At 74.0% G+C, this 23,294-nt stretch carries 18 protein-coding genes; 6 read left to right on the forward strand and 12 right to left on the reverse strand.

Features of this window, described 5'->3' with window-relative positions:
- Positions 1-17 precede the first annotated feature (17 nt).
- The gene (locus ABT345_RS07050) at positions 18-470 is read left to right on the forward strand and encodes a nitroreductase/quinone reductase family protein (RefSeq protein ID WP_351321320.1); all 453 of its coding nucleotides are present in this window, start codon (positions 18-20) and stop codon (positions 468-470) included.
- Positions 471-714: 244 nt separating this feature from the next.
- Here ABT345_RS07050 and ABT345_RS07055 read toward each other — a convergent pair whose 3' ends face one another.
- Positions 715-1,362, reverse strand: coding sequence for a TetR family transcriptional regulator (locus ABT345_RS07055; RefSeq protein WP_345088182.1), 648 nt, complete (start codon positions 1,360-1,362; stop codon positions 715-717).
- Between the two features lie 365 nt (positions 1,363-1,727).
- Here ABT345_RS07055 and ABT345_RS07060 point away from each other — a divergent pair, with 365 nt between their 5' ends.
- Together ABT345_RS07060 and afsK are read left to right on the forward strand one after the other, a co-directional pair.
- Entirely contained in the window at positions 1,728-2,528 is an 801-nt protein-coding gene (locus ABT345_RS07060; protein ID WP_345088180.1) for a VOC family protein, read from the forward strand.
- A gap of 726 nt (positions 2,529-3,254) precedes the next feature.
- Positions 3,255-5,798: a protein serine/threonine kinase AfsK gene (afsK, locus tag ABT345_RS07065; protein ID WP_351321130.1), complete on the forward strand. Its 2,544-nt coding sequence runs from the start codon at positions 3,255-3,257 to the stop codon at positions 5,796-5,798.
- Positions 5,799-5,886: 88 nt separating this feature from the next.
- Here the strand turns inward: afsK and ABT345_RS07070 are convergent, their stop codons facing one another.
- On the reverse strand, positions 5,887-6,948 hold the full coding sequence (locus ABT345_RS07070; protein WP_345090106.1) for a hypothetical protein: 1,062 nt from the start codon (positions 6,946-6,948) through the stop codon (positions 5,887-5,889).
- Positions 6,949-7,180: 232 nt separating this feature from the next.
- On the opposite strand from ABT345_RS07070, the gene ABT345_RS07075 reads away from it, so the two are divergent.
- On the forward strand, positions 7,181-7,711 hold the full coding sequence (locus tag ABT345_RS07075; RefSeq protein WP_345090109.1) for a hypothetical protein: 531 nt from the start codon (positions 7,181-7,183) through the stop codon (positions 7,709-7,711).
- Here the strand turns inward: ABT345_RS07075 and ABT345_RS07080 are convergent.
- From ABT345_RS07080 to ABT345_RS07090, 3 genes are read right to left on the reverse strand one after another with little or no spacing between them, the layout of a single operon-like run.
- The gene (locus ABT345_RS07080) at positions 7,671-8,474 is read right to left on the reverse strand and encodes an enoyl-CoA hydratase/isomerase family protein (protein ID WP_345090112.1); all 804 of its coding nucleotides are present in this window, start codon (positions 8,472-8,474) and stop codon (positions 7,671-7,673) included. The genes ABT345_RS07075 and ABT345_RS07080 overlap by 41 nt on opposite strands.
- Positions 8,471-8,953 (reverse strand): Zn-ribbon domain-containing OB-fold protein, encoded by a 483-nt coding sequence (locus ABT345_RS07085; protein ID WP_345090771.1) that lies wholly within the window; start codon positions 8,951-8,953, stop codon positions 8,471-8,473. The genes ABT345_RS07080 and ABT345_RS07085 overlap by 4 nt, the downstream gene beginning before the upstream one ends.
- A gap of 25 nt (positions 8,954-8,978) precedes the next feature.
- Positions 8,979-10,130: a lipid-transfer protein gene (locus tag ABT345_RS07090; protein WP_345090114.1), complete on the reverse strand. Its 1,152-nt coding sequence runs from the start codon at positions 10,128-10,130 to the stop codon at positions 8,979-8,981.
- A 93-nt stretch (positions 10,131-10,223) separates the two neighbouring features.
- Here ABT345_RS07090 and ABT345_RS07095 point away from each other — a divergent pair, with 93 nt between their 5' ends.
- Complete coding sequence (locus ABT345_RS07095) at positions 10,224-11,852, forward strand: FadD3 family acyl-CoA ligase (RefSeq protein WP_345090117.1); 1,629 nt, start codon at positions 10,224-10,226, stop codon at positions 11,850-11,852.
- Between the two features lie 240 nt (positions 11,853-12,092).
- On the opposite strand, the gene ABT345_RS07100 is transcribed toward ABT345_RS07095, so the two are convergent.
- The 5 genes from ABT345_RS07100 to afsR all read right to left on the reverse strand — a co-directional run bounded on the left by ABT345_RS07100 (position 12,093) and on the right by afsR (position 19,975).
- The gene (locus ABT345_RS07100; RefSeq protein ID WP_345090120.1) at positions 12,093-12,683 is read right to left on the reverse strand and encodes a TIGR03086 family metal-binding protein; all 591 of its coding nucleotides are present in this window, start codon (positions 12,681-12,683) and stop codon (positions 12,093-12,095) included.
- 560 nt (positions 12,684-13,243) lie between these two features.
- The gene (locus ABT345_RS07105; RefSeq protein WP_345090123.1) at positions 13,244-14,896 is read right to left on the reverse strand and encodes a class I adenylate-forming enzyme family protein; all 1,653 of its coding nucleotides are present in this window, start codon (positions 14,894-14,896) and stop codon (positions 13,244-13,246) included.
- A gap of 174 nt (positions 14,897-15,070) precedes the next feature.
- Complete coding sequence (locus ABT345_RS07110) at positions 15,071-15,334, reverse strand: hypothetical protein (RefSeq protein WP_345090126.1); 264 nt, start codon at positions 15,332-15,334, stop codon at positions 15,071-15,073.
- A 1,109-nt stretch (positions 15,335-16,443) separates the two neighbouring features.
- Entirely contained in the window at positions 16,444-16,752 is a 309-nt protein-coding gene (locus ABT345_RS07115) for a laminin G (RefSeq protein ID WP_345090129.1), read from the reverse strand.
- Between the two features lie 214 nt (positions 16,753-16,966).
- Entirely contained in the window at positions 16,967-19,975 is a 3,009-nt protein-coding gene (afsR, locus tag ABT345_RS07120; RefSeq protein ID WP_465270458.1) for an SARP-family global regulator AfsR, read from the reverse strand.
- A gap of 444 nt (positions 19,976-20,419) precedes the next feature.
- Between afsR and ABT345_RS07125 the strand changes: the two genes are divergently transcribed.
- Positions 20,420-21,661, forward strand: a complete 1,242-nt coding sequence (locus ABT345_RS07125) for an amidohydrolase family protein (protein ID WP_345090135.1) — start codon at positions 20,420-20,422, stop codon at positions 21,659-21,661.
- A gap of 24 nt (positions 21,662-21,685) precedes the next feature.
- On the opposite strand, the gene ABT345_RS07130 is transcribed toward ABT345_RS07125, so the two are convergent.
- Both ABT345_RS07130 and ABT345_RS07135 read right to left on the reverse strand, forming a co-directional pair.
- Positions 21,686-22,465 carry a GntR family transcriptional regulator gene (locus tag ABT345_RS07130; RefSeq protein WP_345090138.1) on the reverse strand — a complete coding sequence of 260 codons (780 nt, stop codon included), beginning with the start codon at positions 22,463-22,465 and terminating at the stop codon, positions 21,686-21,688.
- On the reverse strand, positions 22,462-23,004 hold the full coding sequence (locus ABT345_RS07135) for a GntR family transcriptional regulator (RefSeq protein ID WP_345090140.1): 543 nt from the start codon (positions 23,002-23,004) through the stop codon (positions 22,462-22,464). The genes ABT345_RS07130 and ABT345_RS07135 overlap by 4 nt, the downstream gene beginning before the upstream one ends.
- Positions 23,005-23,294: the final 290 nt, after the last annotated feature.

Consider the following 23,294-nt stretch of genomic DNA (forward strand, 5'->3'; position numbering starts at 1 on the left):
GGGCGCGGGGCCGGAGCCTGGTGCAGCGGCTCTCGTCGACCCGGACGTTCGCGCGCATCGCGCCGTACGTCATCCCCGCCCTCGACCGTGCGGTACACCGGCTGACCGGCGGAAAGGTGCTGCTGAGCGCGCGGATGCTGCCCGGTGTGGTCCTCACGGCGACCGGCGCCCGCAGCGGGCTGCCCCGGCGTACGCCGCTGGCCTGCATGGAGCAGGAGGACGGCGGCTGGCTGCTGATCGGCAGCAACTTCGGCCGCCCGGGACACCCCTCCTGGACCGGCAATCTGCTGGCGCACCCGGAGGCGGAGGTCAACTGGCAGGGGCGGGACATCCCGGTGCGGGCCCGGCTGCTGTCCGGCGCGGAGCGGGAGCGGGCCTGGCGGGACGCCCTGGCGTTCTGGCCGCCGTACGCCGCCTATCAGGCACGGATCGAGCGGCAGATCAGGCTCTTCCGGCTGGAGCGGCGCTGATCGCCGGCGGCGCGGGGCAAGGGGGGGAACGGCGCCGGGCGGGGGCCCGGCGGCGGGGACATGGGTGGGGGGATCGGCGGACCCGGGGTGGGGCCGGTGGGTCCGTGGTGGGGGTGGTGCGCCGTGGGGGCGCTGCGGGCCGGTGCGGCACTCCCGGCGGCTGCATCGGCGCCGGGGGGTGGTCCGTACGGGCGTCCGCGGGCGGGCCCGGGGAGCGGGGCCGGCCGGTGGGCGGTTGCCCGGATTACTTCGTGGGCTTCTTTCCGGTGACGCCGAAATGCACCAACAGCGCGAGATTCGGCTTCAGTTCGGCCTGTTTGACGCCCCAGCTCTGGAATCCCTTCTGGTGTCCGGCGACCGCCGCCAGCATGGCCACGATCGAACCGGCCATCGCCGCCGCGCTGACCTCCTTGTCGACCTTGTTCCGGCTCTGCAGGTCCTCGATGGATTCCGTGAGCGAGTTCGTCACGGCATTGAGGATCTTCATGCGGATCTTGTAGAACCGCTTGTCGCCCTCGGCGGCGCCCAGATCGACGACGCGCAAAATCGCGTCGTTGCGGCGCCAGAACGACAGGAAGCCGTCCACCAGCTCCTCCGCCGCCGCCCAGCCGGACTTTCCGACCCAGGAACGCCCGGCGACGAGATCGGTGAGTTCCGCGCCCTCTTTCGCCATCCCGTCGGCGATTTCGAGGACGGCGCCCTCCACGTCGGGGAAGTACTGATAGAACGTAGCGGGAGAAGTGCCCGCTTTTCGGGCCACGTCAATGACCTTCACATCCCGGTACGGGGATGAACTGAGCATTTCACTGAGGCAGTCGAGAAGCTTCTGCCGCGTCGCCTGCCCGCGGCGGCCGGCAACTCTGCCGTCGACGGTTCGCACTTGTCCTGTCATGCCGTCAGCTTACCGAGGGGGGATCGGAGCGCGATTTGGCTGCCTGCAAATGGGGATGGGGGAGTTCGGGATATTCGGTCCCGGTTGATTCCGCCGCGGCATGGTGCCACGAGTGCGCGGAAGCCGCCGCCCCGGAGCGCGGGCGGTGCGGGCGCTTCCCGGGGCCCGGCCCGGCGGCCCCCGGGTGCGACGATTGACCCGAACCGGTGAATCCTCTTATCAACAGCCTGTGGACAACTTCGGTGGACAACCGCAGGGTAAGTCCCCTTCCCCGGCGCACGGTTGAGTGTGCCCGTCCGCACAGGTGAGGCATACGTTCGAATTCCTGTCGGGCGACACCGACCGAACACCGCTAGCGTGCACCTATGACGGCGATGACGGCATTCCCGGAGGGCACACCCTGCTGGGTGGATGCGATGCTCCCCGATCTCGACGCCGGAAAGCGTTTCTACGGGGAGCTGTTCGGCTGGACCTTCGACGAAGGCGCCGCCGAATTCGGCGGCTATACCGTTGCGTTCCGCGACGGCCGGAAAGCCGCCGCACTCATGCCGCAACCGGATCCGTCGATGCCTGTTTCCTGGGGCATTTCCTTCGCCACCCCCGATGCCGCCCGCACCGAGCAGACGATCCTCCGTTCCGGCGGCCGCATCGTCTGCCCTCCGATGCCCGTCGGCGACCTCGGGACGCTGCTGGTCGCCGCCGACCCGGGCGGCGCGGTGTTCAACGCCTGGCAGGCCGGGACGCACCGCGGCTTCGAGATCTCCGGCGAGCCCGGCGGCTACGTCTGGACGGGCCTGGGCACCCGCCTCCCGCACACCGCCGACGCCTTCTACGCCAAGGTCTTCGGCTTCGTCGGCGCCACCGGCAGCCCGATGGCGGGGCCCGGTGTGCTGCCGTGGCGGCTGCCCGGCACGGACCGCGAGATCGGCTGCCGCGTCACCATCGACCCGGACCTGCCGGAGACCGAAGGCGTCCCCGCCCACTTCACCGTCTGCTTCCTCGTGGACGCGATGGACGAGGCGGTGCGCACCGCCACCGCCCTCGGTGGAACCGTGGTGGGCGGCCCGCACTCCTCCTGCGGGGGCCCGTTCGCGGTCCTCCGCGACAATCAGGGCGCCACGTTCGGTGTCATGGCCCCGAAACAGCCCGCGAGACCGCAGAATTGACGGGTACGGCATGAACAGCACGGCAGAGGGAACGGCAGGGCCGCCCGGCGGGACCGCAGGCGGGCCGGGGCGGGCGACGACGGGGAACGCATGACCAGCAGGGATCGGTGGCGCCAGGGCGCCGCGCGGACGGCGCCACGACCGACGGCGCGGCGAGTGGCACCGGGCACGGCACGGCCGGCGGGCGGCGCCCTGCGCCCCCGGGACCGCCGCCCCGCCCGGGGGCTGCCCCGGGCCCGCCGCCCCGGCGCGCGGAGACCGGCGGCCCACCCGTCACGGAGCGTCGCCCCCGTCTGACGGGCGGCGCGCGGCGACCGGCACGCACCGTCCGTTTTCGGACACCGTGCCCCGGCCCCGCACCCGGCGCGGCGGACGGCACCGACCCGGCCGCACCGCGCGCCGCGGCCCGGCCCGCAGCGGCCCGTACCGGCCCGGCGGCCCGCGCGGGAGCGGTACACGGCCGGTGGGTGACACCTTTGGGTGGACGTATCGGCGCACGTCAGACAAGGATTGATCACGGTGGGTGACGCTGTCGCCGCGTCCTGCGGGGGCGGCCCGGCGCGACCGCGCGCGGGCCCCGGGTTCGCCACCGTGGCCTTCGCCAGGAAGAATCAGCACGCATACGGCCGTTCAGGCCAGCGGTGAGACGCTGCACGGGGCAGTGGCTCTCGGCGGCGCGGTGCTTTGGAGAGTCTCTTTTACGCCCCACGGGGAGGTGGCAGGCAAGTGGTGGAGCAGCTGACGCAGCTGACGCAGCACGATCCCCGGCGGATCGGCCCGTTCGAGGTGCTCGGCCGTCTCGGGGCCGGCGGCATGGGACTGGTCTATCTGGCGCGTTCGGCGTCCGGCCGGCGCGTGGCGATCAAGACGGTGCGCACGGAGCTGGCCGAGGACCAGCTGTTCCGGGTCCGCTTCACACGCGAGGTCGAGGCGGCCCGCGCGGTGTCCGGCTTCTACACCGCGGCGGTGGTCGACGCCGACCCGCGCGCCGCGGTGCCGTGGCTGGCGACCGCGTACGTACCGGCGCCCTCCCTGGAGGAGATCGTCAACGAGTGCGGACCGCTGCCCGCGCAGGCGGTGCGCTGGCTGGCGGCGGGCATCGCCGAGGCGCTCCAGTCCATCCACGGCGCAGGTCTCGTCCACCGCGACCTGAAGCCCTCCAACGTCCTCGTCGTGGAGGACGGCCCCCGGGTCATCGACTTCGGCATCGCCTCCGGCGTCTCCAACACCCGCCTGACCATGACCAACGTCGCCGTCGGCACGCCCGCCTACATGTCGCCCGAGCAGGCCCGCGACTCCCGCAGCGTCACCGGCGCCAGCGACGTCTTCTCCCTCGGCTCCACCCTCGTCTTCGCCGCCACCGGGCACGCGCCGTTCCACGGCGCCAACCCCGTCGAGACGGTCTTCATGCTGCTGCGCGAGGGCCCCGACCTCGCCGGGCTGCCGGACGAGCTGCGGCCCCTGATGGAGTCCTGTATGCAGATGGAGGCGGCCCACCGGCCGTCCCCCGCCGACCTCCAGTCCCAGCTCGCCCCGCACCTCTTCGGCTCCGGTACGGACGACAGCGGCACCGCCTCCGCCTGGCTGCCGCCCGGCGCGGTCGCCCTCATCGAGGGGCGCCGCGGCGGCCGCTCCGGACGGTCCGCCGACCGCGCCCCGGCCCGCCCGCCGGAGCCCCCGCGGCCCGCGCCGGACGCGCCCCCGCGCCCCGTCGGCGCGCCCCCGGCCGCCGCCCCGGCCACCGGTTGGCCGGGCCGGATCGGCGCCGGACCGGGCGCCCACCGCGGCGCCGACCCGCGCACCGGCGCCGGCCCGCTGCCGCCGCCCGCCCCGGGCCCCGACCCCGCCCCGGCCCGCGTCGCCCCGCCCCTGGACGCCCCGGCCGCGCCCGAGGCCGACGGCCACGGCGGCCCCGTACGCCTGGGGGCGTCGGCCGCCCCGATAGGGCCGGGCCCGCGCGTGGCCGACGCCCGGGAGACGCCGCGCGGCCACGCCATGGCGACGGACTGGGTGCGGCCCCCGGGCGGCGCCACCGGCGTGCCCGCGCAGGCGCAGCCCGGCCACCCGGCGCTCCCGGACGGCGCCCCGGCGCGGCCCGAGCAGCCGCCGGCGCCCGCCGAGACGCCCGGCGCGGAGCCGAACCGCTGGCGCCCCTGGCGCTTCCGGATGTCGAACGACGTCTGGGGCACCCCGGCCGTCGCCGGCGACCTGCTCTACGTCACCTCGTTCGAGGTGCACGCCCTGGACGTGGCCAGCGGGCGCCGGAAGTTCAAGACCCGCGACGTGGCCTGGGCGATGGCGGTCGCCGACGGCCGCATCCACGCCTCCGACGGCCCCACGCTGTACGCGCTGGACGCCGTCGACGGCACCGAGCGCTGGCGGCTGAACACCGAGGGCTGGGTGTACGCGCTGTCCGCGGAGCGCGGCACGGTCGTCACCAGCACCCGGGGCGGCGGCGTCCAGGCGTGGGAGGCGGCCACCGGTGAGCTGCGGTGGGAGATCCGCGGCGCGCAGACCGACTTCGAGACCGCCGAGGCGGCCCCGGTGCTCCACGACGGCACGGTCTTCGTCTGCGCCGACGGCCGCCTCAAGGCGCTGGACGCCCGCACCGGCGCCGAACGCTGGGCCTGCCCGGTCGGGGACGCCGCGGCGTGCGGCGGCGTCCCGGTGCGGCTGCTGCCCGCCCCGGACGGCATGGCGTACGTCGTCGCGGGCGCGCGGGCGCTCGCGGTGGACATCGCCCGCGGCGAGGTGCGCTGGCACTTCGAGGCGCCCGCGGTCTTCGTGAGCCCGCCGGCCTTCGCCCCGGGCCCGGCCGTCACCGGGGGCGGCGTCTATCTCGTCGACTACCTCGGCACGGTCTACGCCCTGGACGCGGCCGACGGCCGGGACCGCTGGCGGATCGCGACCGAGCCCCGGCAGTCCACCGAGCCGGTGCTGGTCGCCCACGGCGCCGTCCATCTGGGCAGCGGCAAGGCGCTCTACACCCTCGACGCCGTCACCGGCACCCCGCGCTGGCGGTTCCAGGCGGGCGGCGAGGTGATCGGCGCCCCGGTCGTCGCCGAGGGCCGGGTCCACTTCGGCGCCGCCGACCACTGCCTCTACACGCTCGACGCGATGGGCGGCCAGCTCCGCTGGAAGCTGGCGACCGGCGGCGAGATCACCGGTACGCCGGTCGCATCCGGCGGCGTGGTCTACGCCTGCAGCAAGGACCGCTGCGTGTACGCGCTGGACGCGGCGCGCGGCACGGGGCAGGCGCGGCGGGCCTGAGCCGGACCGAAAGCGGCGGGCGCCCCGGGACCGGAGGGTTCCGGGGCGCCGGTGCGTTCCTGGGGGTGCCCTGGTTCCTGGGGGTGTCCTAGGGGGCGTCGTGCCCGTCGTCCCCGGGGCGGCGCGGTCGGTCCCGCGGTGCGCGCGGCCCTTCGGGCCCGTCGTCCGGCATCTCGTCCTCGCGGGGCTCATCGGGGCGGACGGCGCGCTGCTGCACCGTCTCGTCCAGGGGGCCGGCCGCGCCGTCCGGCGTCCCCGGGCCGCGGTCGCCGGGCCGTACCTGCGGGAACGGCACGGTCGCGTCGGGGGACCCGCCCCAGACGGGCTCGGGACCCACGGCGCGTGGGGGCGTGTCCTCGGCCGGACCGGCGTCGTGCCCGGGGGCGCTCTCCGCGGCATGGGCGCCCATGGGGGCGTGCGGCTCCTCGGCGCCCGCCTGCGGGGTGCCGCCCGGATGCCGGCGCAGCTCCTCGGCCCACCGCACCGGTGGCGTGGGGGGCTGCGGCCGGCCGCCCTCCTCCGGAGGCGGGCCGGGCGGCGGCGGTGGCGGAGGCGGCCGCCACTCCTGAGCGGGCGGGCGCCCGGGGTCCCACGGCGCGGGCGCGGGCGGTACGCCGTGCGCCCCCGGTCCGTTGCCGTACGCCTGCTCGCCGTAGGGCGCCTCGTACCGTGCGGGCCGGTCGCGGGCGTCGCGGTCCTCCCGCTCGTCGTACCGCCGCCGGACGTGGCGGCCGCGCGGGATGTGGCGGCCGCGCATCACCAGGGCGGCGAGGAGCAGCAGGAGGCCGCCGCCGAACGCGACCGCCACCCCGTCGCCCAGCCCGCCCCGGGGGCCGGCGGTCAGGCTGCCCGCCGCCTGGCCCTGCCGGACCATCCACAGCACGGTGAAGCCGAGCACCACCAGACCGGCCAGGGCCACCAGCGCGCGGCTGCGCAGCACGACGCCGACCAGCGTGAGCAGGGCGGCGACGGCCATCGGCAGGAAGATCGAGCCGAGCAGTTCCGCGGAGGCGGGGCCGATGCCGCCGAAGAGGTCCTCGATGCGGACGTCGCGGGCGGGACGGCCGTCGTACCAGGGACGGAAGGGGCTCCATACGGCGGCCGTCGCTCCGATGAGGGCGATCAGGGAGCCGAATACGTTGCGCACCACCGGCGTCGCCTCGTTTCCGCGTCGTCCTGATGTCCTCCGTCCCGACGCTACGCCTGCCCGCCCGGGGCCGCGCGGCAGCTGCGGTGGCCGGCGGACGGGCACCCGCGACCCGCCCCCGCCCGTCACCGCCCCTTGCTAGGGTGCCGTGCACGCGTCAAAGCCCGGCGGCGACCGGGCGGCGCGGCCTGCTTTTCCGGCGAGATCATGTGTGTCACGGGGGATGGACAGCGTTATGCAGCAGCGCACACGTACGCGCGCACGGGCCGTGGTCGCGGCCGCACTGGTGGCGTCCGCAGCCGCCACGGTCGGCGGCTGCGGAAAGCTCAGCCCGTTCGGCTACACCCGCCCCACGGTCCCCGCCACCTACTCCCCGGGTTCCGGGGAGACGTCGTACGGCGCGGAGCCCACCGACGCCTACTCGCCCGAGTACTCCCCGTCCCCGACGATGGCGACGTACGACCCCGACGGCCGCTCCGACGTGCACGGCAGCGGCTGCGACTTCTCCAACTCGCTGCACGAGTTCACCTACCGGGTCAGCGTCACCAACACCTCCCTGTCGGACACCTTCTCGTACGACATGGAGATCGACTGGATGAAGGCGCGCCCGGCGGACGGCACGAGCTACGGGCGGCACACCCGCAGCATCACCGTGGCGCCCGGCGCCACCGAGACGTACACCGCCCGCTACACCGTCAACCAGTCCTCGATCGGCCGCTTCTGGTTCACCTGCCAGGTGACGCGGGCGGAGAAGTCCCGGATGTGACCGGGCGCCCCGGGGTGCGCCGGCGGGCCGCGAACAGCTCGGCCTGCCGCTCCGGGGGCAGATTGCCCAGCGCGATCAGGTGCGGCGCCTGGGCCAGGGCCCGCTCCCGGGTCGCCTCGTGGGCGGCCCACAGCGCCCGTACGGTGCCCTGGACGGCGTCGGTGGGCTGCGCGGCCAGCACCGCGGCGCGGCGCAGCGCGGTCGCGGCCGCCTCGCCCGGGGCGGTCAGCTCCGAGACCAGACCGGTGCGGTGGGCGCGGGCGGCGTCCAGCCGTTCCGCGGTGCCCATCAGGCACATCCGGGCGGCTTCCCCGTAGGGCATCCGCTGCGCCATGAGGATCGCCTCGTAGGCGCTGACCATCCCGTAGGTGGTGTGCGGGTCGAAGAAGGTGGAGTTCTCCGAGGCGATGATGAACTCCGCCTCGCCCAGGAGGTAGCAGGCGCCGCCGCAGGCCATGCCGTCGACCGCGGCGATCACCGGTTTCCACAGGTCGTTGGCCTTCGGCCCGATGTACAGCAGGGGGTCGTCGAGGGAGTACGGGGACGGCGGCTGCGGGACGGCGACGTCGCGGTCGATGCCGGTGCAGAAGGCCCGGCCGCCCGCCCCGGTGACGACCGCGGCGCGCACGGAGGCGTCGAAGCGGAACGCCCGCCACAGGTCGGCCAGTTCGGTGGCGGCGGCCAGATCCAGTGCGTTGAGCCGGCCGGGCCGGTCGAGGGTGACCAGCGCGACGCCGTCGCTGATCTCGGCGCGGACGCTCACGGCCGCTCCAGGACCCAGCGGGGCACCGTCACGCCCCCGGGCGGGGTGTGGAAGACGGCCCGTACGGGGGCGCCGATGCGCAGCCGCGCCGGATCGACGGAGTCCAGACGGGCATCGGCGTCCGCGACGACGTTGCCGACGAGCCGGATGCGGGGCGCGTCGGCCAGCTCCACGACGACGGCGTTGTACGGCGCCTGCGCCGCGTAGGCGGGCAGCAGCGGCGGGTGCGGGACGACGAACGACCAGATGCGGCCGCGGCCGGACGTCGCGCGCCAGTGGCTGCCGAAGGACTGGCAGCGCGGGCAGCAGGGCCGCGGCGGGAAGCGCGGAGCGGTGCACTCCGCGCACGTCTGGACGCGCAGTTCGCCGCGGGCCGCGTACTCCCAGAACGGCGCGCCGTCCTCGTCGGGAACGGGAACCAGCAGGTCATCGATGGTGTCGGCCGGATTGTCAGTGGGCTGTGTCACGCTCTGTGACATGACCTTACGCGAACGCATCTCCCGATCAACTCCTCAGCAGCAGGGCCGAGGTGGGGACGCCCTCGCCCGCGGTGACCAGACAGGTGGCGGCGCCGGGCACCTGCGCGGTGCTGGCGCCGCGCAGCTGCTTGACGCCTTCGGTGATGAGGTTGAAGCCGTGCACGTACGCCTCCGAGAGGCCGCCGCCCGCGGTGTTGAGCGGCAGCCGCCCGCCGGTCTCCAGGGCGCCGCCCTCGGTGAAGGCCGCGCCCTCGCCGCGCCCGCAGAAGCCGTAGCCCTCCAGGGAGAGCGGGATCAGCGGGGTGAAGGCGTCGTAGATCTGCGCCACGTCGACGTCCTGCGGGCCGAGATCGGCGTTCTTCCACAGCTGGCGGGCGGCGGTCCAAGCGGGGCCGCTGAGCGGGTCGTCGTTCCAGTAGTTGACCATCCCGTGGTGCTGGGCGGGCAGCCCCTGGGCCGCGGAGTGGACGTACACGGGCCGCCGGCGGCAGTCGCGGGCGCGGGCGGCGGAGACGACCACGCAGGCCAGCGCGCCGTCCGTCTCCAGGCAGTTGTCGAAGAGGCAGAGGGGTTCGCTGATCCAGCGGGCGGTCATGTACATCTCGCGGGTCAGCGGCCGCTCGTACATCATCGCGGCCGGGTTCTGGTTGGCGCGGTTGCGGCAGGCGAGGGCGACGTTGAAGAAGTGGTCGCGGGTGGCGCCGTATTCGTGCATGTAGCGGCGGGCCAGCATGCCGATCTCGTCGGCGGGTCGCAGCAGCCCGAAGGGCCGGGTCCACTGCCCGGGCGTGGCCAGCTGGACCTGCGTGTTCTTCCACGGGCGGGGCCCCGAGCCGCGTTTGCGGGACCGCCAGGCGACGCCGACGTGCGCCTGCCCGGTGGCGATGGCGGCGGCCAGATGGGCCACGGTCGCGCAGGAACCACCGCCGCCGTAGCCGACCTTGGAGAAGTGGGTGACGTCCCCGGCGCCGATGGCTTTCGCGATCTCGACCTCGTCGGTCTCCTCCATCGTGTACGAGGCGAAGGCGTCCACCTCCGCGGGGGCGATCCCGGCGTCGTCGAGTGCGGCGAGGATCGCCCGGCAGGCCAGGGTCTTCTCGGATTCCTCCAGCCTCTTGGCGAACGGAGTCTGCCCGATGCCGGCTATCGCCGTAGCGTCCTTGAGGGTCGCCCCCATGGCCACCTCCGTGGTCGGTCGTCCGTGCTGACAGCCGAGGAGGCTACCGCTAATCTGACGGACAGTCAGCTCTTTGGCGGGAGGCGGTTCTCGATGCGCGACGACCTGGAAACGCGAGCGGATCTGCGGTACGGCTCCCTGCCCCGCCTGGTGCGCGAGGCCGCCGAACGGTACGGCCCGCGCGAGGCCGTGGTCGGGGGCCGCACCCGCCTCACCTACGCCGAGCTGGGCGAACGCGTCGAGCGCGCGGCCGCCGCCTGCCTCGCCGCCGGAGTCGCCCCCGGCGACCGCGTCGCCGTCTGGGCCCCCAACACCCCCGACTGGATCGTCTTCGCGCTCGGCGCCGTCACCGCCGGCGCCGTCCTGGTACCGGTCAACACCCGTTTCAAGGGCGCCGAGGCCGCCGGCATCCTGCGCCGCACCCGCGCCCGGCTCCTCTTCGTCACCGGCACCTTCCTCGGCACCTCCTACGTCGCCGCGCTGCGCCGCGCCACCCGGGAGGGGCCGGGCAGCGGACCGCTGCCCGGCCTGCCGGACCTGGAGCGGGTGGTGGTCCTCGCCGACGACGCCCCGGCCGACTTCGACAGCCGCCCGGCCTTCCTCGCCGCCGGTGACACGATCCGGCCCGGCGCGGTCCGCGAGCGCGCCGACGCCGTCCGCCCCGACGACCCCTCCGACATCCTCTTCACCTCCGGCACCACCGGCCTCCCCAAGGGCGCGGTGCTCACCCACGCCCAGACGCTCCGCGCCTACGGCACCTGGAGCGACCTCGCCGGTCTCACCGAGGGCGACCGCTACCTCATCGTCAACCCCTTCTTCCACACCTTCGGCTACAAGGCCGGCATCGTCGCCTGCCTGCTGCACGGCGCCACGATGGTGCCGCAGCCCGTCTTCGACCCCGAGGCCACGCTCGCCCGCATCGCCGCCGAACGGATCTCCGTCCTGCCGGGCCCGCCCACCCTCCACCAGCAGATCCTGGAGCACCCGGCCCGGGCCCGGCACGACCTGTCCGCGCTGCGGCTGGTGGTCACCGGCGCCGCCGTCGTCCCGCTGGAGCTGGTCGAGCGCCTGCGCGGCGAGCTGGGCGTCGCCACCGTCCTGACGGCGTACGGCCTGTCGGAGGCGGGCGGCCTCGTCACGATGTGCCGCCGCGGCGATCCGCCCGAAACCGTCGCCGCGACCAGCGGCCGGGCCGTCCCCGGCACCGAGGTCCGCATCGCCGGCCCCACCGGCCGCCCGCTGCCGCCCGGCACCCCCGGCGAGGTGCAGGTCCGCGGGTACCACGTCATGTCCGGCTACTTCGAGGACCCGGCGGCCACCGCGCGCACCGTCACCGCCGACGGCTGGCTGCGCACCGGCGACATCGGCGTCCTCGACGCGGCGGGCAACCTCCGCATCACCGACCGCCTCAAGGACATGTTCATCGTCGGCGGCTTCAACGCCTACCCGGCCGAGATCGAGCAGCTCCTCGGCCGCCACCCGGACATCGCGGAGATAGCCGTCGTCGGGATACCCGACGCCCGGCTCGGCGAGGTCGGCAAGGCGTACGCCGTCCGCCGCTCCGGCGCGAGCCTGACCGCCGACGACCTCATCGCCTGGTCCCGTCGCGAGATGGCCAACTACAAGGTGCCCCGCCAGGTCGAATTCGTGACGGAACTGCCGCGCAACGCGAGCGGAAAGGTACTGAAGACGCGCCTTCGGGCGGGGGCGGAGGGGGCGTGACCGGGCGGGTGCGGTGGCCTGCCGGGGCAGGCGCCGGAGCCTGATGCCGGGCAGCGGGCCCGCCGGTCACCCGGACCTGCCGGTGGCCCGGGCCCGTCCGGCACCGAGCCGCACACCGCCGGGCTCCGGGCCTTACGGGGTCGTCAGGCCCCGGCCGTGCGTCGGACCCCGACCCGCGCGCCGTCAGACCTCGACCGCCCTCCCGGCACCGACCCGCACGCCGCCGAACCCCGTCGCGCGCTACCCCTCGGTCGGTGTCCAGTCCGGGTGGCGGCCGCTCAGGGCCACGACGCGGTCCAGCAGCGTCGCCTCGTCCGGTACGGGGACGGCCGGGCCGAACATGCCGCCGCGGGCCGGGTCCCCGGCGGCGGGGGCGAGCAGCGCGTACGACACCCCGAGGCTCGCGGTGTCGGGTGCGTAGGGCTGGCCGGTGGCGCGGGCCAGGTCCCAGCCGTGCAGGACGAGTTCGTTGAGCGCGATCCGACCGGCGAGGGCGGCGGGCAGGGTGACGCCGCCGGCCTGCGTCTCGCCCTCCCAGGCGTCCGGGCGGTGCCAGGCCGCGGCCAGCGCGTCGAGGTTCGCGGCCAGCTCGTCGCGCCACCCGGGCGGGACGTCGGGGAGGGCGCTGCCCGGTGATGTCGCGGTCGAGGGCCCCAGGTCCTTGGCCGCCGCGTCCCGGAACGCCGAGGTCAGGCCCACGAGATGGCCCAGCAGATTCCGCACCGCGTACTCCGCGCACGGCGTCGGCGCGGTCAGCTGGTCGTCGCGGGTGCGGGCGGCGAGGTGGGCGATCAGTGCGGTCTGCGCGCCGAAGTCGATGGTCTCCGTCATGCCCGGGCGTTCCTTCCGTCGTCACCGGTTGCGGCCGGTACCCCGGCCCGGCCCTCAGTGAAACGGCCCCGGCCCCCGCACCCCGGCCGCCACACCGGTCCGGCCTCCGCGGGACGCCACCCGCCCGGCCACCGGGACGAGACGACCGGACCCGGAGGCGGTCGGGCCCCCGTCCGGCATTGGCCTCCCATCGGGCACCGGCCTCCCGCCGGGCACCACGTCCCCGGCCACCGCTCGGCCGGAACGGGCGCCCGGCCCCGGGCCGGCCGCCCCGGGCGCGAGCCTCCGGTCCGGCACTGGCCTCCCGTCGGGCGCGGGCCTTCCACCGGGCGCCGGCCTCCCACCAGGCACGGGCCTCCCGTCCGGCACCGGCCTCCCGTCGGGCGCGAGCCTTCCACCGGGCGCCGGCTTCCCGTCCTCTACCGGCCGCCCACCGGACACCACACCCCGGCCACCGCCCGGCCGGAGACGGGCACCCGGCCCCGACCCGCCCCGACCCGCCCAGATCTCGCCGGCCCGCCGCACCACCCCTGGGCACCCACACCACCCCCGCGCACCCCCTACCCCCCACCTCCCGCCCCCTCCACCTCCCCGTACCGCTCCCGCAGCGCCGTCTTGAGGACCTTGGACAGGGGCCCGCCCCGGGGCAGCGCGTCCGTGATCTCCAGTTGTTCCGGGAGCTTCTGCGTCATCAGGCCCGCCGCCCGCAGGTGCGCGGTCAGCTCGGCCAGGGTGGGGGGCGTCGCCGTGGGGGTGAGGGTGACGACGGCGCAGACCCGTTCGCCGCGGGAGCGGTCCGGCAGCCCGATGACCGCCGCCTCGGCGATGCCCGGATACGTCCGTACCAGCTCCTCGACCTCCTGCGCCGAGATGTTCTCGCCCTTGCGGATGATGATGTCCTTGAGGCGCCCGGTGAGAACGAGGTGTCCGTCGGGCCGGAGATGGCCGAGATCGCCGGTGCGGAAGTACCCGTCCGCGTCGAACGCCGCGGCGGTCAGCTCCGGATCGGTGTACCGCCGGAAGACCATCGGCCCCTTGACCGTCACCTCACCGCTCTCCCCCGTAGCGGCCGCGGACCCGTCCGGCCGGACGATCCGGATCCGCGCGCCCGCGACGGGCCGTCCCACCGTCCGCGCCAGCTGCTCGTCCCCGTCGTACGGCGTGCCCATCGTGATCATCGGGCACTCCGTCATGCCGTAGCCGTGCACCACCGCGCACCCCAGCTCCGCGACGGTCTCGGCGTACAGCTCCGGGGGCAGCGGTGCCCCGCCGCCGGAGAGCAGCCGCAGCGACGGCAGGAGCGGACCGGCGTGCGGCAGCTCCTGCCGACGGTGCCGTGACGCATCGAGAAACGCCTGGTAGAACGCGGTGCTGCCGCCCGCCATGGTCACGCCGTACCGCCGGTAGACGGCGGCCGCCGCAGCCGGCCGGAAGGCGTCGAGGACGACCGCGGGGAAGCCGCCGGCCAGCATCGCGACGAGGTAGTCGGGCCCGGCGATATGGGCGTACGGGAACGCGATCGAGCCGATGTCGTCCGCCGTCATCCCCAGCGCCGTGGCCAGCCCGAAGCCCCCGGCGATCAGCGTCGCGTCGGTGTGCTCGACGCCCTTGGGAGCGGCGGTCGTCCCGGACGTGTAGTAGATCCAGGCGGTGGCCGCCGAGGCGCCCGGCAGCGGCGGCGCCGGGGGAGGGGGCAGCACCCCGGGATCCCCGGTCGGCAGCCCGAACTCCCGGCCGGGGTTACCGATCGGCGCACCGGCCACCGGCCCGCCGTCGCCCCCCGTCTCGCCCCGCGCCCCCACCGTCAGCACCCGCACGCCCGCCCCGGCCACCGCCCGCGCCATCGCCGTGAAGTCGGTGCCCCGCCACACGCCCGGGACGAGGACGAACTCGGCGGCCGATTCGGCGAGGATGAAGCCGACCTCCCGCTCCCGCAGCAGATGGAGCACCGGTATCTGCACCGCCCCGAGCCGGGCCAGCGCGAGGGAGGCGAGCACCGTGCCGATCCGCGTCGGCAGCTGCCAGGCCACCCGCGTACCGGCCCGGACGCCCTGCTCCCACAGTCCGGCGGCTACCCGCAGTGTCGCGTCCCGCGCCTGTCCGAAGGTGATCCGCCGCCCCTCGGCGTCGAAGAACATGGGCGCGCCGGGGGAGGCTCCCGCGCGGTACTCGACCAGTTCCCAGAGTGTCTGCACACGACCGGACTCGAACACGGCGCCTCCTGGCCACGGGGACGGTGCGGGGCGCCAAGAGTAGAACTGATGGATCGTCAGGTCCAGATCGGATCGGTCCGCGGGCGGGCGGCCGGGAAACGCCCGCGGCCGGCGCCCGCGGATCCCTTACGGGTGCGGGGCCGGCCGTCGGGTGGTTGCCGTCAGGGTGAGGTCCTACGGGACGAGGGGGATGTTGCTGTCGGTCGCGGTGAAACCGCCGGGTGCGACCGGGATGTTGCTGTCCGCCGGGGCCACCGGGATGTTGCTGTCCTTCGGCGCCACGGGGATGTTGCTGTCCGCCGGGGCGAACGGAATGTTGCTGTCCAGGGTCGCGGGCGGCACCGGGATGTTGCTGTCGGCCAGAGCGGGGGAGGCCGCGATGCCGAGCGCGGTGGCGCCGAAGGCGGCCGTGACCAGGGTGCGCGTGATGCGGTTCATGCCAGCTCCAAGATAGGGGGATCCGTAGGGGAACGTTTCCTTGTGTGAACCGTGCCTGACCAGACGACGGTAGCCCCTTGTCAGCCAGATGTTCGACAAAATCCCAGGAAGTTGCCTAAAAAACACGCGAGTTGAAGAGATTTGGGAGGAGCGGGAGGCTCCGCATCCAGTCCTTTCCAGCCGCCGCCTGGGCCGTTGCACCCGCACCGATGTGCCCGCCGATCGGCCGGAACCGACCTGCTCCACCGCGCTTTTCGGCGTGGCCGGAAGCCGTCGGGCCGTAGGCGACTGCGGAGTGGTCCGGCGGTTCGGCGGCTACGCACCGGGACGGACTCCCGAGCCCGGTACGTGCGCCCGGCTGCGGTTCCCGCGCGGGCCCCGTACGGGTGCGGCCGGTTTCGATGGCTCCCCTGATTACGTCATCGAAACCGGCCGCCACGATCCCCCGATCGTGCCCGGCACGCGGTGGCGCCGGGCGCCCGGAACGGATCGGCCCCTCCCCAGGTGCCGCCCGTCCGGACGTCTCGTTCCCCCCTCGGACCTCACGGGCCCTCGGACCTCACGGGCCCTCGGACCTCACGGGCCCTCGGACCTCACGGGCCCTCGGACCTCACGGACCGCGGGCCCGGAAGGCCCCGGACCGGTCGGGCCTCGGCCCGGGGGTGCGATCCGTACGGATGATCCGTACGGGCCGTACCCCACGGGCGAGCCCTGCGGGATGCGGGCGCGCAGGCCCGGATCCCGCCCCCCTTACTGCCGCGCCGCCGGTCCGCAGCGGTGCGGCTCCCCCCTGTCAGCGGCAGCCGGACCATCCCCCGGCCTGGCCGCCACCGACGTTCCGGACCCTCCCCCGGGCCCGGCCCCCCCCGGTCCGTTCCGCCGGCGCCCCGATCCCCCCGGGGCCCGCGGTCCGGACCTTCCCCCCTGATGCCGTACGGCGGCGCGTACGCCCGGCTTCCCCCGTCGGGGTACGCCGTGCCGCCGTGCCGGCATCCGCGGGCCGTGTTCCCTCAGGTCGTGCCGTAAGGGATCCGGCCCTCGGCGGATGCGCCGCGGGTGTCGCGTCCGGTGGACGGTACGACGCGACACCTACGGCGCCTCACCGTGGCTCAGTGCTTCGGCTCGGCGATCGGACGGTTGTTGTCCTTCGTCTCGATGCCGCCGTCGGCCCTCGCGGGCGCGGCGTGGTCGACCAGCGGACCGGAGCCGATGACCGGACGGTTGTTGTCCCGGGTGTGGACGGTCCCGGTGGCGTCGGCCGGCTGAATCGGGCGGTTGTTGTCCATCGGGCGGATGGGGCGGTTGTTGTCCATGGGTTGAATCGGACGGTTGTTGTCCATCGGACGGATGGGGCGGTTGTTGTCCAGCGGACGCACGGTGTCACTTCCGTCGCCGCGCGGTGAATGCTGCGTGGTCATGGTGGCTCAACTCCTGTGCATGGGCGCTGATGGACCCACTCGTCCGGCAACTCCCCCGTGGGTTGCCGGACGAGTGGACCAGGGCCGGTCACCGGGTGGTGGGCCCGTGGTTGCCGAGCCGCTTGCCCCCCGAGGCGGCGGTTCGGTAACCATGAGAGTGCCCGGTGGCGATGAACGATCGATAAACGTCCACCGCACCCATGCTGACCTGCGGTTATGCGACCGCGGCCGGAGACAGCAACGGCTGCCCCGCGGTGTTCCCCGCCAGCGCGGTGCCCGCCGAACTGTCGGTGGACAGGCCCAGCTGCTGCTGGATGGCGACGACTTCCTGCCAGCAGACCTTCGCGCGCCCGGTGTGCCCGATCTGGCTGAGCGCGTCGCCCAGCGTCTGGAGCGCATCGGCCCGCCAGCGGGCGCCGCCGATGCCGCGCAGTGTGTTCAGCGCCTGCTCCGCGTAGTCGGCGGCGCTGGTGGGGCGGTGGGCTGCGAGATCGACCTCGGCGAGCCGCAGATACGTCATCGCCTCCCAGAACCGCTGGTGGCTGTCGCGGAAGATGGCCAGCGCGGCGAAGAGCTGATCGGTCGCCTCCTCCAGCCGGCCCGCCATGGTGAGCGCCATCCCGAGGGCGTACAGGCCGTTGGCCAGGCGCCGGGAGGCCCCGGCCTCGCGGTAGCAGTCGGTGCCCTGCTGGGCGAGGCGGATGGCGCTGTCGGTGCGCCCCATGTCCAGATGGACGCGGGAGAGGTTGCACAGCGCGCTGGCCTCGGACTGCTTGCTCTTGTTGTCCCGGAAGGCGATGAGCGCCTGGTTGAGGTAGGCCTCGGCCTCCTCGTGCTGATGGCGGATGCTGGCGATGATGCCGCGGTCGTTGGGCCCGTTGGACGAGGTGAAGGGGTCGCCCGCCGCCAGGCCGAACAGCGTGGCCAGCTTGGCGTGTTCGTCGGCCTCGGAGAGCCGTCCGAAGTGCGTGCAGATCGGCAGCAGCGACCAGTGGATCCGTCCGGCGGCATGCGCGTCGTCGGCCTCCAGCGCGGCCTTCAGCAGGACGTGGTTGGCGTGCTCGTACTGGCGGTTGTTGGCACCGGACTCGGCCATGTCGCGGGTGAGGAGCAGCAGGTCGACGGCGCGGCGCAGTCCGGCGGGGCCGGCGTTCTGCAGGGCGCAGGCGATGATGCAGCGGGTCTCGCTGAACAGCCAGGTCAGCGCCTCGGCGCGGTCGGCGAACTCGAGGCCCGGGTAGTGCGGCGTCTCCATCTGCGTGACGAGCGCGTCGCCGGGCCGCTCCAGGGCGTACATCCGGGCGGCGGTCGCCAGATAGAAGTCGAGCAGCCGGGAGAGGGCCGCGTCCCGCTCCTCCGGCGGCTGCTCGTCGCGCTCGGCGCAGGAACGCGCGTAGAGCCGGACCAGGTCGTGGAAGCGGTACCGGCCCGGTGCCGCGGATTCCAGCAGGGAGGTGTCGACGAGGGATTCGAGCAGGTCCTCGGCGGTGTCGGTGTCCATGTCGAGCAGGGCGGCGGCGGCCGCGAGCGACAGGTCGGGGCCGTCGGCGAGGCCCAGCAGCCGGAAGGCGCGGGCCTGCTGCGGCTCCAGCTGGCCGTAGCCCAGCTCGAAGGTGGCCTTGACCGCGAGGTCCCCGGCGCGCAGCTCGTCCAGGCGGCGGCGCTCGTCGGCGAGCTTGCGGGCGAGGACGGAGACCGTCCAGGTGCGGCGGGCGGCGAGCCGGGAGGCGGCGACGCGGATGGCGAGCGGCAGGAAGCCGCAGGCGCCGACGACGTCCATCGACGCCTCGCGCTCGGCGTTGACCCGCTCCTCGCCGACGATCCGGGTGAAGAGGGTGAACGCCTCCTCCGGGCTCATCACGTCCAGGTCGATGAGCTGCGCCCCGGCCAGGTCGATCATGCGGGTGCGGCTGGTGATCAGCGCGGCGCAGCCCTCGGTGCCGGGCAGCAGCGGGCGGACCTGCGCGGCGTCGCGGGCGTTGTCGAGCAGCGCGAGGATGCGGCGGCCGGCGAGCGTGGAGCGGTAGAGCGCGGCGCGTTCGTCGAGACCGTCCGGGATGGACGTCTCCGGGGTGCCCAGGGCGCGCAGGAAGGCGCCGAGGACGGCCTCCGGTTCGGCGGGGGTGCTGCCGGCGCCCTGGAGGTCGACGTAGAGCTGGCCGTCGGGGAAGCGGTGGTGGGCGGCGTGGGCGACGTGCACGGCGAGGGTGGTCTTGCCGACGCCGCCGATGCCGGCGACCGCGGAGACCGCCATGATGTGGCCCTCGGCGGTGGCGAGCTGCTCGCTCAGCTCCGCGACGAAGGTGGCCCGCCCGGTGAAGTCCGGGACGGTGGCCGGGAGTTGCTGCGGGCGCAGCAGGACCGGCTCGCCCGGCCCGTGCTCGGCGGCGGTCGCCGCGGGCGCGTCCAGGTCCGGGTCGGCGCGCAGGATGCGCTGCTGGAGTTCGGAGAGGGAGGCGCGCGGGTCGACGCCCAGCTCCTCGGAGAGGAGGCGGCGGGTGTCGGCGTACACGGCGAGGGCCTCGGCCTGCCGTCCGCTGCGGTACAGCGCGAGCATCAGCAGCTCCCGCAGGCGCTCGCGGAGCGGGTGCACGGCGGTCAGCGAGGTCAGCTCGGAGACCACCTCGGCGTGGTGGCCCAGCTCCAGCTCCAGTTCGAGCCGGGACTCCAGCAGCGAGCGGCGCCATTCGTCGAGGCGGGTGCGCTGGTTCTCGGCGTACGGGCCGGCCAGCCCGGCGAGCGGTTCGCCGTCCCACAACGCCAGGGCGGAGTCGAGGAGTTCCCGGGCGCGGCACCGGTCGCCCGCCGCCTTGGCCTTCTCCGCGTCGGCGGCGTACTGCTCGGCGCGGTCGTGGTCGAGGTCGAGCGGCTGCCCGTCGGCGGTGCGGATCGCATAGCCGCCCGACTCGCTGACGAGCAGATCGGCGTCGTCCCCCAGGGTCTTGCGGATGCGGGAGGCGTAGGTGCGCAGGGCGGCGAGTGCGGCGTGCGGGGGTTCCTCGCCCCAGAGGGCGTCGACGAGTTCGGCGGCGGTGGCGGTGCGCCCGCCGCGCAGCAGCAGTGCGGCGAGCAGTGCCCGTTGTTGCGGCGAGCCGACCGCCAGTTTGTGTTCACCGCGCCACGCCCGCACGGGACCGAGCACGGTGAAGCGCAGACGCTCCCGCCTCTGTCCCGGACCGTCGTCCATGGTGACCCCCTGCTCCTGCCGTCTCTGTGTGGTGATGGTGTCGTTCCGCAGTGTGCGCAACGGTCAGTCTGCCTTGTCCCGGCGGTTCGCGTCAGTAGGGGGCCGGACCGTCCACAAACCCTCCTCGGCCAACGGGAGCCGCGCCGGGAGGGGCGCCGCCTGCGCGGAACGCCGTGCTCCGCCGGACGCGCCCCTCATGCGAGGACGCGCGCTCCGTGCCCCCGTGCGCCGCCCCCTTCCACCCTCTCTCCGCTTCCGCCCCGCCTCGCCCGATCTATGCATGCCCATGCCACTTCTTCACCGGTTGTTCGCACGTCGTACGCCATGCCGCTGAGGTGCGGGACTCGTCACCCTTACGGGATCGGATCACGCGACTGCACAACGTAACCCGTCGGGAGTCGTGTGCGCACCCGCGCGTGGCCCCGGTTCGCCCTTCCACAATTACTGACGATCCGTCAGATCGGCGTTACCGTACCCCTCATGGACACCCACGAGACCCTTCCCCAGATCATCTCGGTGGACGACCACACGGTGGAGCCGCCCGAGGTGTGGCAGGACCGACTCCCCGCGAAGTACCGCGACACCGGGCCGCGGATCGTGCGCGCCCCCGTCAAGCGGATGACCTTCGTCGGCGGGAAGTTCGCCCCCGAGATGGGCGCCCCCGGCGACGACGGACCGCTGGCCGACTGGTGGGTCTACGAGGACCTGCACCGCCCGCTGACCCGCCTCGACACCGCCGTCGGCTGCTCCCGCGACGAGATACGCCTCGAAGGCATCACCTACGAGCAGATGCGCCCGGGATCGTTCAGCGTCCCCGAGCGGCTGGCCGACATGGACGTCAACCACGTCCAGTCCGCCCTCTGCTTCCCCACCTTCCCGCGCTTTTGCGGTCAGACGTTCACCGAGGCCAAGGACCGCGAACTGGGCCTGCTGGGGGTGCGCGCCTACAACGACTGGATGGTGGAGGAGTGGTGCGGTCCGCAGTCACGCGGACGGCTGATCCCGCTCACCCTCATCCCCCTCTGGGACCCCGAACTCGCCGCCGCCGAGGTCCGCCGCAACGCCGCCCGCGGCGTCCGCGCCGTCTGCTTCAGCGAGATCCCCCCGCACCTCGGGCTGCCCGGCATCCACACCGACCACTGGGACCCGTTCCTGCGTGCCTGCGACGAGACCGGCACGGTCGTCGCCATGCACATCGGCTCCTCCTCGAGGATGCCGTCCACCTCCGCCGACGCCCCGCCCGCCGTCGGCTCCACCATCACCTTCGCCAACTGCTGCTTCTCGATGGTCGACTGGCTGATGAGCGGCAAGTTCGACCGCTTCCCGAACCTGAGGATCATGTACGCCGAGGGCCAGATCGGCTGGATCCCGTACATCCTCGAACGCGCCGACATCGTCTGGCAGGAGAACCGCGCCTGGGGCGGCGTCGCCGAGAAGGTTCTCCGCCCGCCCTCCGAACTCTTCGCCGACCACGTCTACGGCTGCTTCTTCGACGACGCCTTCGGTCTGAAGAACCTCGACGCGATCGGCGTCGGCAACGTCCTCTACGAGACCGATTACCCGCACTCCGACTCCACCTGGCCCCGCTCCCGCCAGGTGGCCGAGGAACAGATGGGCCACCTGCCGGCGGACGTCGTGGAGCGGCTGGTACGGGGGAACGCGATCGAACTGCTGGGGCTGACGGGGGAGGGGCTTTGGGGGGCTTCGGCGCCGGAGGGGTGAGCTGCTGCCTGCTGGGTGCCGGCCTCAGCCCGGCGTGAACTCGTACTGCAGCTCGTAGAGGTGGCCTGCCTTGATCATGACGGTCGCCTCAACGGGACGCTCGTCGTGGCTGTAGACGGTGCGGAGCGTCCGGAGCACCGGAAGATTTCCCGGGAGTTCGAGTGCCTCGTACTGGTCCCGGGTGGGGAGGCGCGCGGAGACGCGATCGACGCTGAGGACGGGCGGGTACCCCAGCTCGGACAGGAGGGTCGGGGTCCCGCCCTTGATGCGGCGACGTTCGGTCAGTGCGGTGCCCCGCGCGAGTTCCAGCGGGTAGAAGCACAGGACGAGTTCGGCCGGTTCGTCATCGAGCCGGAGTATCTGCCGACGCAGCAGGGCCGTACCGCCGTCGGGAAGCCCCAGCGCCTCCGTGACGTCGCCGGGCGGGACGGCTTCGGCGACCTCCAGCAGCTTGCTGCGTGCCGGTGGGCCGCCTTTGCGCGCCTCGGCAAGCCAGCGGTACGGCTCTCCGGGCTTGGCAGGATTCAGGGAGGCGGCGGGCCGGACCGTCCGCTGCCGGTGCTCGCGGACGGTCACTGCCGATCCCGCCCGTCCGACGACGAGGCGTTCGTCCTTGAGGAGCCCGAGGGCCTTCTGGACTGTGGCGCTGGAGGCGTCGAAACGTGCCTTGAGTTGTGTGGTCGAGGGCACCTTCGTCCCTGGCGCGAGGTTGCCGCTCATGATGTCGTCGCGCAGATCGGCGGCGATCCGCTCGTGCAGGGAGCGCCGGTCGCGGCCTTCGCCTTCGATCGTGGGCCCGGTCATCCGATCGTCCTCTCGTAACGGAGTCGCTGGCGCCCGGCGGGCATCACCATGCTGTCGACCTGGAACGGCTGGTCTCGGTCGTCGAGGGTCACCCGGATCACGTGGAGTACGGGTTCGTCGGGCCCGATGTCCAGGGTGTCGCGCTCCTCGGCGGTGGGCATCCGGGCGGTGACGTCCTCGCGGACGCGGGCTCCGGTGCGGCCCAGCTCGGCGAGGAGGGTGACCGTGCCGCCGGGAATCTTGGCGGTGTCCGCGAGGCGGGTGCCGCGGGCGAGGGCGGCGGGGTAGTAGGAGTCGGTGAGTTCGCAGGGCACGTCGTCGAGGTACATCATCCGGCGCCGTACGACGCTGTCCGCACCTGCCGCGAGCCCCAGCAGCTCCGCGACCTCCGGAGGGGCGGCGACCTCCCCGGCATGGACGATGCGCTGCCGTCCGCGGCGCCCCGCGCCGGCGGTCTCGGCGGTCCACGGGTCGGGCTGCCCCTTCTCTCGGGGCGAGAGGTACGGCATCGAGGTGCTGACCCACTCGCTGCTCTCCATGGCGTCCTCCTGGGCGTCGGCGGTCTCTGGGCTCCGCGTACACGGTAAGCGACTCTCTCTGAGCGTCACTCGCAACCTACCTTGCTGCTATTCGCGAATAGCGGTACGTTCATCGCGTCCAGAAATCTTGAGACGAAGGTGGTAGTTCGCCATGCTTTGCTCCTTGTGGTTTCCCCGCGTCCCGATGGGCGTGATCTCTGGCGCAGCCTCGCGTCTTGCTTGTCTTCTCGGGCGGCCGCGTCGGTCGTCGCCGCAATCCGGTCGCCGCGACGGAAGGGGTGGCTGGGTGC

Origin of the sequence: Streptomyces sp. NPDC000404 (assembly GCF_040300365.1) — a bacterium.
GTDB classification, from domain to species: domain Bacteria; phylum Actinomycetota; class Actinomycetes; order Streptomycetales; family Streptomycetaceae; genus Streptomyces; species Streptomyces ramulosus.